Genomic DNA, 12,249 nt, shown 5'->3' with positions numbered 1-12,249 from the left:
ACAGGAGCCGTCACCATGACGCAGCTTTCGCCTGCTCGCGAGCCCGCCGCCGGGGCCACCCCGGGGTCCGCCGAGAAGCCCGCTTCGGAGCGCGGCAAGTCGCTGTACGGAGGCACCGGCTCGCGCCGGATCACCGTCCGCGACATCGCCGCCGCCAAGGAGCGCGGCGAGAAGTGGCCGATGCTCACCGCCTACGACGCGATGACCGCCTCCGTCTTCGACGAGGCCGGCATCCCGGTCCTGCTGGTCGGCGACTCGATGGGCAACTGCCATCTCGGCTACGAGTCCACCGTCCCGGTCACCATGGACGAGATCACCCTGCTGTCCGCCGCGGTCGTCCGGGGCACCAAGCGCAGCCTGGTCGTCGGCGATCTGCCGTTCGGCTCGTATCAGGAAGGGCCGGTCCAGGCGCTGCGCAGCGCCACCCGGCTGGTGAAGGAGGCGGGCGTCGGCGCCGTCAAGCTGGAGGGCGGTGAGCGCTCCGCGGAGCAGGTGGAGCTGCTGGTCTCCTCGGGCATCCCGGTGATGGCGCACGTCGGGCTGACCCCGCAGTCGGTCAACGCCTACGGCGGCTACCCCGTGCAGGGCCGCGGCGAGGAGGCCGCGCAGCAGCTGCTGCGCGACGCCAAGGCGGTGCAGGACGCGGGGGCGTTCGCGGTCGTCCTGGAGGCCGTCCCGGCCGAACTGGCCGCCGAGGTCACCCGCTCCCTGCACATCCCGACCGTCGGCATCGGCGCGGGCCTGGAGTGCGACGCGCAGGTGCTGGTGTGGACCGACATGGCCGGCATGACCGCGGGCCGGGTGCCGAAGTTCGTCAAGCAGTACCTGAACATGCGGGAGCTGCTCGGCGGTGCGGCCAAGGAGTTCGCGCAGGAGGTCGTCGGCGGGACGTTCCCCGCCGAGGAGCACACCTTCCACTAGGCGCGCCTCCCCCAGCAGCTCGGCCCGGCGGCCGGAACCGCGCGTTCCGGCCGCCGTCGCCGTAGTGCCCGGACGGGTCCGCCGGGTCCGCCGGTGCCGCTGTCGGTGGCCCGCCCGCGGTGTCGGCGGTCTGTCGGTGCGCTGTCAGTGGCCGCTGGCATCTTTGAGGGCATGACGCGACAGACGATAACCACCAGGGGCGGCAACGCCGTGGAGGTGCGCGGTCTGGTCAAGCACTTCGGCGACGTCAAGGCCGTCGACGGGGTGGACCTGGACGTGAAGGAAGGCACCGTGCTCGGCGTGCTCGGCCCCAATGGCGCCGGCAAGACGACGCTCGTGCGCTGCCTGTCCACCCTCCTGGTGCCGGACGCCGGCAGCGCCGTCGTGGCCGGCTTCGACGTGGTGCGCCAGCCCCGCGCGCTGCGCCGCACGATCGGCCTGACCGGGCAGTACGCCTCGGTCGACGAGAAGCTCTCCGGCTGGGAGAACCTCTACATGATCGGGCGGCTGCTCGATCTGTCCCGCAAGGACGCCCGCACCCGCGCGGACGAGATGCTGGAGCGGTTCTCGCTGACCGAGGCCGCCAAGCGGCCCGCGGCCAAGTACTCCGGCGGTATGCGCCGCCGGCTGGACCTCGCCGCCTCGATGATCGGCCGCCCGGCCGTGCTGTATCTGGACGAGCCGACCACCGGCCTGGACCCCCGCACCCGCAACGAGGTGTGGGAGGAGGTCCAGCGGATGGTCCGCGAGGGCGCGACGGTGCTGCTGACGACCCAGTACATGGAGGAGGCCGAGCAGCTGGCCGACGAGCTGACGGTCATCGACCGCGGCCGGGTGATCGCCGAGGGCCGGGTCGACGAGCTGAAGGCCAAGGTCGGCGGGCGGACGCTGCAGATCCGGCCGTCGGAGCCCGGCGAGCTGGACCGCATGGTCGGCGCCATCGCGCAGGCCGGTCTGGACGGCATCGCGGGCGCGACCGCCGACCACGACGGGGGTGTGGTCAACGTCCCGATCATCAGCGACGAACAGCTGACCGCGGTGGTCAACGTGCTCGGCCAGCGGGGCTTCGCGCTCGCCGGGATCTCCACCCATCTGCCCAGCCTGGACGAGGTGTTCCTGGCCATCACCGGCCAGAAGACCTCGGAGGCCGCCGAAGACGTCATGGACCGGAGCCACGCGGAGGTGTCGGCATGAGTGCCGCGACGATCACGGCGCCGCTCGCCAAGCCCGGCGCCGACGAGGGCCGGATCGGCCTGCGGGCCAATCTGCGGCACATCGGCGCCCTGGTGCGGCGCAACGCCCTGCAGATCAAGCACGATCCCGAGTCGATGTTCGACGCCCTGCTGATGCCGGTCATCTTCATCCTGCTGTTCGTGTACGTCTTCGGCGGCGCGATGTTCGGCAAGGGCAACCAACAGCAGTATGTGCAGTATCTGGTGCCCGGCATGATGGCGATGATGGGCATGAACATCGCCATGGCGGTGGGCACGGGCGTCAACGAGGACTTCCGCAAGGGCGTGATGGACCGCTTCCGGACCATGCCGATAGCCCGGTCCTCGGTCCTGATAGCCAAGATCGTGGTCGAGGTCGGCCGGATGCTGATCGCCACCGCGATCCTGCTGGGCATGGGCTTCCTGATCGGCCTCGAAGTCCGCGGCAGCATGCTGGAGTTCGTCGGCGCGATCGTGCTGTCCACGGTCTTCGGCGCCGCCCTGATGTGGATCTTCATCCTGCTGGGGCTCGCCATGAAGACCCCGCAGGCGGTGCAGGGCGTGGCGATGATGGTGCTGATGCCGCTCCAGTTCGGCTCGTCGATCTTCGCGCCGACCAAGGACATGCCCGGTTGGCTGAAGGGGTTCACGGACATCAACCCGCTCTCCAACCTGGCGGACGCGGCCCGTGCGCTGATCGACGGCCGGGGCGCGGTGGCACACCCGACCATCGTCACCCTCGCCTGGGCGGTCGCCATCACGGCGATCACGATGCCGCTCGCGGTGGCGAAGTTCCGCAACAAGACCTGACGCGCGTCCTACGGGGGCCTTCTCCGTAGGACGGCCCTTCGCCCGGCTCGCGTCAGATGAGGGCGGTGGCCTCTTCGAGGGAGAGGCCACCGCCTTCGGCGTAGGCGGCGTCATAGGCGCTGTCGCCCAGCATCGCCCGGGCCGCCGCCTCGGTACGGACCCGGTCGTCGCGGATGATCAGCGCCGGGACATGGCTGCCGGCCCGCAGCGCGTCGTACGCCCCCACCAGGCGCGCCGCGTCCCGGCCCGCCCGCTCGCCGTGCACGCCCATCAGCACCCGTGCGCCGCCGAGGAGTTGGATCACCGGCAGATCCGGGGAGACCATCTGCGTCAGGGGGTCCTGCATCATCTCCAGGGCCTTGCGGAACCTCGGCAGCAGCCCCTCGGTCTTCCCCTCGTCCAGATCCAGCGAGATCAGCGACGCCTCCAGGACCCCGACGAACAGGTCCGGGGCCCGCGGAAGGAACAGCTCCTGCACCTTGAGCAGTTCCTCGCGCGCCTCCTGGAACCGGCCCGTCATGCTCAGCCGCATGGCCAGCGACATCCGGGCGAACGGCTCGGTGTCCCGGCCGCTGTTGCCCTTGACGGTCTCGGCAAGCACCTCGCGCAGCATCCGCTCACCGGCCTCGCCCTGGCCGTCCTCGATCAGTACGGCGCCCAGCCGGCTGCGCAGCAGCAGGGTCTGGCCGTGGGCGCCCAGCGCCTCGGCGTGCACCATCGCCGCCCGGTAGTCGCTCGCCGCCAGCTCATAGGCGCCGCGCCTCTCATGGGTCTCGGCGCGCCCCGACAGCGCCTCGGCCGCGCCCCAGGCGTCGCCGACCTGAAGGAAGATCCGCAGCGCCTCGTCGGCGTCCCGGGACGCCTGGGGCAGCCCGCCCTCATGGTCGTTGAAGATCTTGGCGCGCAGCTGCAGGACGTACGCCAGCTCCCATGCGTAGCCCCGGTCGCGGCAGGCCCGCACCCCGCTGTCGACCAGCTCGGCCAGCTGCTCGATCTGCCCGGTCAGCAGCACCGCGTAGTGCCACATCACACCGGGCACCCGGCAGGTCTGCGGCATGCCGGGGCGGTAGGCGGCGAGGACGCCGGCCAGTTCCTCCTGCATCACCGGGTCGCGCAGGGCCTGGATGTCGCTGTCCAGGCTGGAGAGCGCGACCAGGCGGACCTCGCGGCGGGCCTCGGTCAGCTGCTCGGGAGCCATCGGCGGCGGCTTGTCGATGGGGGTCTCGTGCAGCTCGGGCGCCGGTTCGACGGGGCGGAGAAAGGGGTTGGGGCCGAGCGCGGCGGTCGCGGTGGCCCAGTGGCGGGCGTCGCTGCGGTGGTCGCGCAGCGACCAGAACCAGTACAGGGACAGCACCAGGCACAGTGCCTCGTGCTCGTCGCCGGCCGCGACGGCACGGCGCAGCGCGGTGCGCAGATTGTCGTGCTCCAGCTCCAGCCGCTCCATGCAGGGGCCCTGGCGGGGCCCGCGCAGCAACGGGTCGCTGGTACGGGCCAGTTCGCGGTAGGCGACGAGGTGCCGGCGCTCGGCGCCGGCCCGCTCGCCCGCCTCGTCCAGCCGCTCACCGGCGTACTCCCCCACCGTCTCCAGCAGCCGGTAGCGCATCTGCTCCCCGTCGCCGCGGCCGGCCGGCGCCGCCACCACCAGCGACTTGTCGATCAGCGAGCCGAGCAGCCCGGCCACCTCGTACGCGTCCACGCCGTCGCCCGCGCAGACCGCCTCGGCCGCGGCGAGGTCGCAGCCGCCGGCGAAGACCGACAGCCGGCGCAGCACCGCCCGCTCGGGCTCGTCGGTCAGGTCCCAGGACCAGTCCACCACCGCGCGCAGCGTCTGCTGCCGGGGCAGCAGGGTACGGCTGCCGCTGGTCAGCAGGCGGAAGCGGTCGTCGAGCCGGTCGGCCAGCTGCCGCGGGGAGAGCAGCCGCAGCCGGGCGGCGGCCAGTTCGATGGCCAGCGGCAGCCCGTCGAGCCGGCGGCAGATCTCGGCGCAGGCCGCCGCGGTCTCCTCGTCGGCCTCGACCCGGAAACCGGGGCGGGCGGCGGCCCCGCGGTCGGCGAGCAGCCGCAGCGCGACCGGGTCGGGCAGCGGCTCGACCGGCCGCAGCACCTCGCCCCCTACGGCCAGCGGTTCGCGGCTGGTGGCCAGCACCGTCACACCGGGGCAGTGGGCCAGCAGCCGCTCGGCGAGTTCGGCGGCGGCGCCGATCACATGCTCGCAGTTGTCGAGCACCAGCAGCATCCGGCGGCCGGTGCAGTGCTCGGCGAGCCGGGCGAGCGGGTCCAGGGCGGTGGGGTCGGTGGCGGCGCGCAGCCCTTCGGCGGTGGTGCCGCGCACGACGGTCTCGCGGGCGCCCAGCGCGGTCAGCACCGCCTCGGGCACGGTCTGCGGATCGTCCACCGGGGCCAGCTCCGCCAGCCATACGCCGTGCGGCCATGCCTCCGGCAGCGCCGCCGCGGCGGCCTCGGCGGCCTCCTGCGACAGCCGGGTCTTGCCGGCGCCACCGGGGCCGAGCAGCGTCACCAGCCGGTGCTCGGCCAGATCGGACCGGATCGCCGCCAGATCGGCGTCCCGGCCGACGAAGGAGGTGAGCCGGGCGCGGAGGTTGCCGGGGCGGGCGGGGGCGGGGGCCGCAGCGGGCGCGGCGGGCGCGGGGGCCGCGGCAGGCGCGGCGGCCGGGGCAGGCGCGGCGGCCGGGGCAGGCGCGGCGGCCGGGGCAGGCGCGGCGGGCGGGGACGCGGCCGGTTCCGGGCCGGGCGCCAGCAGCTCCGCGTGCAGGGCGCGCAGCTCCGGGCCCGGGTCGGCGCCGAGGCGGTCGGCGAGGCCGGTGCGTATCTCCTCGTAGGCCGCCAGGGCCTGGGCCGTGCGGCCGGCGGCCCGCAGCGCACGCAGCCGCAGGGCCTGGAGGGGCTCGTCGAGGGGGTGGTCCTGGCACAGCGCGAGGAGGGTGGGCAGGGCCCGCTCGGCGCGGCCGAGGGCGAGGTCCGCGGCGAGGCGGGTGCGCTGGGCGTCCAGGCGGCGGCTCTCGGCGCGGGCCGCCTCCACCCGCGCGTCCGGGAGGTCGGCGAGGGCCGGGCCGCGCCAGAGCGCCAGCGCCTCGTCGAGCAGGGCGGCGGCCCGGTCCGGGTCCGCGTCGGCGAGTGCCCGGCCGCCGTCCGCCGTGAGCCGCTCGAAGCGGTGCAGATCGACGGCGTCGGGCTCGGCGCACAGCCGGTAGCCGCCGTCGACCGAGACGATGGCGGCCCGCCCCAGGGCCCGGCGCAGCCGGCCGACCAGCGCCTGCAGCGCACCGGCCGTGTCGGCGGGCGGGTCGGCGCCCCAGACGTCGGCGATCAGCAGGTCCGGGGAGAGCGCGCGGCCGGGGCGCAGCGCGAGGGCGGCGAGCAGCGCGCGCAGGCGTGCGCCGCCGAGGGGGACGGGGGTGCCGTCGGCCCGGTCGGCCTGGGTGGTGCCGAGAATTCCGTAGCGCACCACGCCATTGTCGTCCAAGGGCGGAACTCCTTCGCCACCGGTTTTCGTTTCCCCCTGCAGCGGCCCGGGGAAGGGGCCGGGAAGCGATGCCGCCTGGGGGGACCCGTGCACCGGCCGCCGTGGTCCGGTTACGGTCGTGGCCGCCCCTCATCAGACTCTCGGGAGCCCGCAGCATGACCACAGCAATCCGGAGCGCCGACCGCCGCGTCAGCCCGGTCTTCCTGGCGCTCGCCGCCGTCCTGGTGGTATCGGGGTGGGCCGTGTGGAGCGGCACCCTCGCCGCGAGCACCGGCTTCGCGGTCTTCTTGTTCGTGGTGTCGGGCTGGGTGGTCTCGCTGTGCCTGCACGAGTACGCGCACGCCCGCACCGCCCTGCACAGCGGCGACATCTCGGTCGAGGCCAAGGGCTATCTGACGCTGAACCCGCTGAAGTACACCCATGCGCTGCTGAGCATCGTGCTGCCGGTGATCTTCGTGATCATGGGCGGGATCGGGCTGCCGGGCGGCGCGGTGTTCATCGAGCACGGCCGGATCCGGGGCCGCTGGCGGCACAGCCTGATCTCGGCGGCCGGACCGCTGACGAACGTGGTGTTCGCGGCGGTGTGCACGGCGCCGTTCTGGCTCGGCGGGTCGGCGGACGTGCCCGCCGCCTTCCGCTTCGCGCTGGCGTTCCTCGCGCTGCTCCAGGTGACAGCCGCGATCTTGAACTTCCTGCCGGTGCCCGGCCTCGACGGCTACGGCGTGCTCGAACCGTGGCTGCCGCTGAAGCTGCGGCGGCAGGTGGAGCCGTTCGCGCCGTTCGGGCTGCTGGCGGTCTTCGGGCTGCTGTGGGTCCCGGAGGTCAACCACGTGTTCTTCGACTTCGTGGACACGATCCTGCGGGGCCTGGGCGTCTCACAGCTCGACAGCTACCTGGGCCAGGAGCTCTTCCGCTTCTGGCAGGGCGAGCCGCAGCTGCTGCCGTCGGGGGCCTGAGCCCGGGTCTCAGCCGGCCGCCCGGGTCCGCTGCGCCTGCTCCAGCTTGGTCTTGCGCACGTAGAACCACGCCATGTTGCTGGAGATACCGGCCAGCAGGACCCAGACGATGCCGATGAAGCTGCCCTGCACGAAGGAGACGACGGCCGCGGCGACGGCGAGGACGCACACGGCGAGGGCCATGAGGGCGAGTCGCCGGGCCGGGCTGGGCGGGGGCAAGAGGGCCATGGGTCGGCTCCTGGGTGAGGGGTCACACGATCCCTCCCAGTGTCCCCCATGCCCCGATCCGCCCGAGCCCGCCCCACCCGCCCCCGCGCGCCAGGGGGTCAGACGTCGGTGACCCGCAGCCCCGCGTGCGCCTTGTAGCGGCGGTTGACCGAGATCAGGTTGGCGACCAGCGACTCGACCTGGTGGGCGCCTCGCAGCCGGCCGGCGAAGACCCCGCGCATCCCGGGGATCCGGGCGGCCAGCGCCTGCACCAGGTCGGTGTCGGCGCGGGACTCGCCGAGCACCATCACATCGGTGTCGATCCGCTCGGTCGCGGGGTCCTGCAGCAGCACCGCGGACAGGTGGTGGAAGGCCGCGGTGACCCGGGACTCGGGCAGCAGGGCGGCGGCCTGCTCGGCGGCGCTGCCCTCCTCCGGCTTGAGCGCGTAGGCGCCCTTCTTGTCGAAGCCCAGCGGATTGACGCAGTCGACGACGAGCTTGCCGGCCAGCGGTTCGCGCAGCGCCGTGAGCGTCTTGGCGTGGCCCTCCCAGGGGACGGCCACGATCACCACGTCGCTGCGGCGGGCGCACTCGGCGTTCTCGGCGCCCTCGATGCCCAGGCCGAGCTCGTCGGCGGCGGTCTGTGCGCGCTCGGCGGCCCGGGAGCCGATGATCACCTTCTGGCCGGCCACGGCGAGCCGGTAGGCCAGGCCGCGGCCCTGGTCGCCGGTGCCGCCGAGGACGCCGACCACGAGGCCGGAGACGTCCGGGAGGTCCCAGGGGTCGCGCTGGAGGGCGGCCTTGGCGCGGGTCGCGGCGTTCGGGGACTGCGCAGCGTCGGAAGTAGTCATGACAGCGATCCTGTCACGCCGTTGCGCCGTACGGGGTGACGGCCGCCGGTACCGCCCCGCCGCGCCGCGCCGGGGTCAGGACTTCACGCTGCCCTCGGTCAGCCCCGTCCGCCAGTAGCGCTGGAGCACCGTCATCAGCACCATCAGCGGCACCACGGACAAGAACGCGCCGCCGACCGTGTACTGATAGAGCACCGGTTGGCGGTCGGCGTAACCGGTCCAGGAGGTCAGGCCCAGCTGGATCGGATAGAGGTCGGAGTCGGAGAGCATCACCAGCGGCAGGAAGTAGTTGTTCCAGATGTGCACGAACTGGAAGAGGAAGACGGTGACCAGCGCGGGGGTCATCAGCCGCAGCCCGAGCCCGCCGAAGATCCTCGCCTCGCCCGCGCCGTCGATCCGCGCCGCCTCCAGGAGCGAGTCGGGCACGGCGGCGGTCGCGTAGATCCGGCAGAGGTACACGCCGAAGGGGCTGACGACGCTGGGGATCAGCACCGCCCAGTAGGTGTTGGCCAGGCCCATCGCGCTGAAGAGGAAGTACAGCGGGAGGGCGAGCGCGGTGCCGGGGATCAGCACCCCGGCGAGCACGACGTTGAAGACCGCCTCCCGGCCGCGGAAGGGGAACTTGGCCAGCGCGTAGCCGGCCGCGGCGGACAGCAGGGTGGCGCAGACCGCGCCGATCCCGGCGTAGAGCAGGGAGTTGGCGAACCAGCGGGCGTAGATGCCGTGGTCGTAGGTGAGGACGTCGACGAGGTGGGCCAGGGGCCGCGGATGGTCGGAGAACCAGAAGCCGAAGGTGCCGAAGAGGTCGGCGCTGTTCTTCGTGGTGGAGACGGTCAGCCAGTAGACGGGCACCAGGAAGTAGATCGCGCCGAGGGTCAGCAGCGAGGCGGTGATGATCCGGTAGCGGACCGGGGGCCGGGTCATCCGTGCTCCTTCGCGCGCCCGCCGACCAGCCGCAGGAAGCCGAAGGACAGTACACACGCCACCAGTGCCAGCAGCACCGCCTCGGCCGCCGCCACATGCTGGTTGTTGCCGACGAACGCCTCGCTGTAGGCGTGCAGGTTGGGGGTGAAGCCGGAGTCGATGGAGGAGGCCAGCGGGCGCAGCACCATCGGCTCGGCGAACAGCTGGAGGGTGCCGATGATGCTGAAGACGGTGGTGAGCACCAGCGCCGGCCGGATCAGCGGGATCTTGATGTGCCGGGCGACCTGCCAGGCGCTCGCGCCGTCGATCCGCGCCGCCTCGTACAGCTCGCCCGGCACGGCCTTGAGCTGGGCGATCAGCACCAGCATGTTGTAGCCGGTGAACTGCCAGGTGACGATGTTGGCGATGGCCCACAGCACGGTGCCGCGGGAGAGGAAGTCCAGCTGCCAGCCGAGCGAGTCGGCGATCTTCACCAGCGGGCTGATGCCGGGGACGTAGAGGAATCCCCAGAGGATCGAGGCGATCACACCGGGCACGCCGTACGGCAGGAAGAAGGCGCTGCGGAAGAAGGGCACCCAGCGGGCGGAGGCGCTCTCCAGGAGCAGCGCGAGGGCGGTGGCGAGCACGATCATCAGCGGGATCTGCACGGCGCCGAAGAGCAGCACCCGGCCGAAGCCGGTCAGGAACCGGTCGTCGGAGAGCGCATGGGCGTAGTTGTCGAGGCCGGCGAACGCCTCGTGCTCCCGGCCGCCGAGGCCGAGCGGCCCGGTGCGTTCGGTCCGGTGCAGGCTCTGGTAGAGGGCGTAGCCGATCGGGGCGAGGAAGCAGAGGGCGAAGACGGCGAGGAAGGGCAGGACGAAGCCGGCCGCGGCGCGGGCGTTGCGGGCCTCGGTCCGCGAGGCCCGGCGCGGGCGCCGCTGCGGGGCCCGCGTCGTGACGGCGACCGGCTCGGCCCTGCTGAGCGTGTCCCGGCTCACCCGCCGCTCTCCACCTTCAGGCCCTTGCCCTTGAGGTCGGAGAGCGTCTGGCCCTGCACCTTCTTCAGCACGGAGCGGAAGGAGCCGCCGTCGGCCAGCGCGTCGGTGAAGGCGTCGCCGAGCCGCTGGTAGAGGGTGTCCACGCCGGGTCCCCAGCGCCAGCTGGTGTCGACGTGCGCACCGGCGTCCGCGAAGATCCTGCTGTACTCCTGGCCGCCGAAGAAGGGCTTGTCGACGTCGAGGTCGGCGGTGGCGTAGCCCTTCTTGGCGCTGGGGAAGCCGTAGCCGCCGTCGATCAGCAGCGCGATCGACTCGGGGGCGGTGTTGAGCCAGACCGCGAAGTCCAGGGCGTCCTTGGGGTAGTGCGCCTTGGCGAAGACGGCGGTGGTCGAGCCGCCCCAGTTGGCGAAGACCTTCTCGCCGGCCTTCCACTGGGGCATCGGCGCGGCCCGCCACTTGCCCTTGGTGCCCGGCGCGTTGCCGGACAGCAGCGCATCGCCCCAACTGGCGCCCAGCCAAGCCGCGATGGCCCCGGTCTGGAGGTCCTTATACCAGGCGTTCTGCCGGTCCGGGATGGTCTTGACGAGCTTCTGCCTGACGAGCGCCTCCCAGTAGTCGGCGACCTTGCGGGTGGGTTCGTCGTCGATGCCGATGATCCAGGTGTCCCCGTCGGCCGCGTACCACTTGGCGCCGGCCTGCCAGGCGAGGCCCGCGAAGCGGTTGCCGTTGGTGGGGGCGAAGGTCTCGATCCAGGCGCCCTTCTTGCGAACGGCCTTGGCGGCGCTCTCGTACTCGTCCCATGTCCCGGGGGTCCGTACGCCCCACTTGTCGAACAGGTCCTGCCGTACGAACAGGCCCATCGGCCCGGACGCCTGCGGGATGGCGTAGACGCCCCGGCCGAAGACGGACTGCTGCCACTGCCAGCCGAAGAACCTGTCCTTGTGGCGGGCGGCGCCGAGCGGGGCGAGGTCCAGCAGCCCGTTGTCGAGCAGGAAGCTGGGGACGACCGGGAACTCGATCTGGCCCAGGTCGGGCGGGTTGCCGGCCTTGATGGCGGCGTGCATCTTCGCGTACTGCTCGCCGTTGACGGCCGACACCTTCTCGACCTTGACCTGGACCTCGGGGTGGTGGCGGTTCCACAGGTCGACGGGCTTGTCGATGCCCGGCACCCAGGACCAGAAGGCCAGCTCGATCTTCTGCCCCTTCTTGCGCTCCTCGGGCTTTCGGCCGTCGTCGCCGTCGCCGCAGCCGGCGAGCGCGAAACCGGCTGCGACGGCGGCCGCGCCGCCCAGGACCGTTCTGCGGTGCACGGGGTTGCTGGTCATGTCGGCTCCTCCACGGGGATGCGGCGGAAGGTGATCGTCGAGTACGCGCTGAAGTCGCCGGTCTCGTAGAGCAGTCCGACGCTGTCGCGGTCGAGGCGGACGAGGTCGGAGCAGGCGGCCGGGAGCCCGTCGACCGGGTGCGCGGTCCTCCCCCACGCTCGGCTTCGCTCGCGCGGGGGGACCCCCATGGTGGCGCCGTCGTCGTCGCTGAGCAGGGCGTGGCTGCCGTTGTAGCGGGGCTCGGTGCCGTCGTCGCCGGGCCTCGTGGGCGGGGTGGAGTGGTTGGCGGGGACCAGCACCCGGCCCTCGGCGAAGGCGAGCAGGACCCCGGAGCGCGCCCGGACCACGGCGGGGATCCGGAAGCTCGTGTACCCCTCGGTCCCGGCCCGGTACGGCACTGAGCTCTCGTACGCCATGGGTCACCCCCAATGGGCAAGGACGTAGGATGTCCCCTGTCCTGCGGTGACCATAGGGAGTGCCCAACTGGCCGTCAAGGCACCGCACATGGCGTTCTTCCGTGTCGGCAACGACACTCCCGACACCGCATGAAATCCCGGTGAACGGGACGAATGGGACAGCGCCC

General features: G+C 72.7%; 11 protein-coding genes. 4 read left to right on the top strand and 7 right to left on the bottom strand.

Going from position 1 to position 12,249, the window contains the following annotated elements; translation table 11 throughout:
- Nucleotides 1–15: 15 nt before the first annotated feature.
- The 3 genes from panB to ACZ4NB_RS29075 all read left to right on the top strand — a co-directional run bounded on the left by panB (nt 16) and on the right by ACZ4NB_RS29075 (nt 2,942).
- Nucleotides 16–921 (top strand): 3-methyl-2-oxobutanoate hydroxymethyltransferase, encoded by a 906-nt coding sequence (gene panB, locus ACZ4NB_RS29085; RefSeq protein ID WP_467666010.1) that lies wholly within the window; start codon nt 16–18, stop codon nt 919–921.
- A 171-nt stretch (nt 922–1,092) separates the two neighbouring features.
- On the top strand, nt 1,093–2,115 hold the full coding sequence (locus ACZ4NB_RS29080) for an ATP-binding cassette domain-containing protein (RefSeq protein WP_467666009.1): 1,023 nt from the start codon (nt 1,093–1,095) through the stop codon (nt 2,113–2,115).
- The gene (locus ACZ4NB_RS29075) at nt 2,112–2,942 is read left to right on the top strand and encodes an ABC transporter permease (RefSeq protein ID WP_467666008.1); all 831 of its coding nucleotides are present in this window, start codon (nt 2,112–2,114) and stop codon (nt 2,940–2,942) included. The genes ACZ4NB_RS29080 and ACZ4NB_RS29075 overlap by 4 nt, the downstream gene beginning before the upstream one ends.
- A gap of 52 nt (nt 2,943–2,994) precedes the next feature.
- Here the strand turns inward: ACZ4NB_RS29075 and ACZ4NB_RS29070 are convergent, their stop codons facing one another.
- A complete protein-coding gene (locus tag ACZ4NB_RS29070; protein ID WP_467666007.1) occupies nt 2,995–6,426 on the bottom strand; it encodes an AfsR/SARP family transcriptional regulator in 3,432 nt (1,143 codons plus the stop codon).
- A gap of 155 nt (nt 6,427–6,581) precedes the next feature.
- Between ACZ4NB_RS29070 and ACZ4NB_RS29065 the strand changes: the two genes are divergently transcribed.
- Nucleotides 6,582–7,382 carry a site-2 protease family protein gene (locus ACZ4NB_RS29065; protein WP_467666006.1) on the top strand — a complete coding sequence of 267 codons (801 nt, stop codon included), beginning with the start codon at nt 6,582–6,584 and terminating at the stop codon, nt 7,380–7,382.
- A 9-nt stretch (nt 7,383–7,391) separates the two neighbouring features.
- Here ACZ4NB_RS29065 and ACZ4NB_RS29060 read toward each other — a convergent pair whose 3' ends face one another.
- The 6 genes from ACZ4NB_RS29060 to ACZ4NB_RS29035 all read right to left on the bottom strand — a co-directional run bounded on the left by ACZ4NB_RS29060 (nt 7,392) and on the right by ACZ4NB_RS29035 (nt 12,082).
- Complete coding sequence (locus ACZ4NB_RS29060; protein ID WP_467666005.1) at nt 7,392–7,610, bottom strand: hypothetical protein; 219 nt, start codon at nt 7,608–7,610, stop codon at nt 7,392–7,394.
- A 98-nt stretch (nt 7,611–7,708) separates the two neighbouring features.
- Complete coding sequence (gene npdG / locus ACZ4NB_RS29055) at nt 7,709–8,440, bottom strand: NADPH-dependent F420 reductase (protein WP_467666004.1); 732 nt, start codon at nt 8,438–8,440, stop codon at nt 7,709–7,711.
- Nucleotides 8,441–8,515: 75 nt separating this feature from the next.
- Nucleotides 8,516–9,364: a carbohydrate ABC transporter permease gene (locus ACZ4NB_RS29050; protein ID WP_467666003.1), complete on the bottom strand. Its 849-nt coding sequence runs from the start codon at nt 9,362–9,364 to the stop codon at nt 8,516–8,518.
- Complete coding sequence (locus ACZ4NB_RS29045) at nt 9,361–10,341, bottom strand: carbohydrate ABC transporter permease (RefSeq protein ID WP_467666002.1); 981 nt, start codon at nt 10,339–10,341, stop codon at nt 9,361–9,363. The genes ACZ4NB_RS29050 and ACZ4NB_RS29045 overlap by 4 nt, the downstream gene beginning before the upstream one ends.
- Nucleotides 10,338–11,666: an ABC transporter substrate-binding protein gene (locus ACZ4NB_RS29040; protein ID WP_467666001.1), complete on the bottom strand. Its 1,329-nt coding sequence runs from the start codon at nt 11,664–11,666 to the stop codon at nt 10,338–10,340. The genes ACZ4NB_RS29045 and ACZ4NB_RS29040 overlap by 4 nt, the downstream gene beginning before the upstream one ends.
- Nucleotides 11,663–12,082, bottom strand: a complete 420-nt coding sequence (locus tag ACZ4NB_RS29035) for a hypothetical protein (protein ID WP_467666000.1) — start codon at nt 12,080–12,082, stop codon at nt 11,663–11,665. Before ACZ4NB_RS29035 ends, ACZ4NB_RS29040 begins: the two co-directional genes overlap by 4 nt.
- Between the last annotated feature and the right edge of the window lie 167 nt (nt 12,083–12,249).

The sequence above is a fragment of the Streptomyces sp. NPDC026575 genome, from assembly GCF_055567415.1.
Note: the sequence above shows the minus strand (reverse complement) of the source record. Positions and strands in the feature narration are given on the sequence as shown.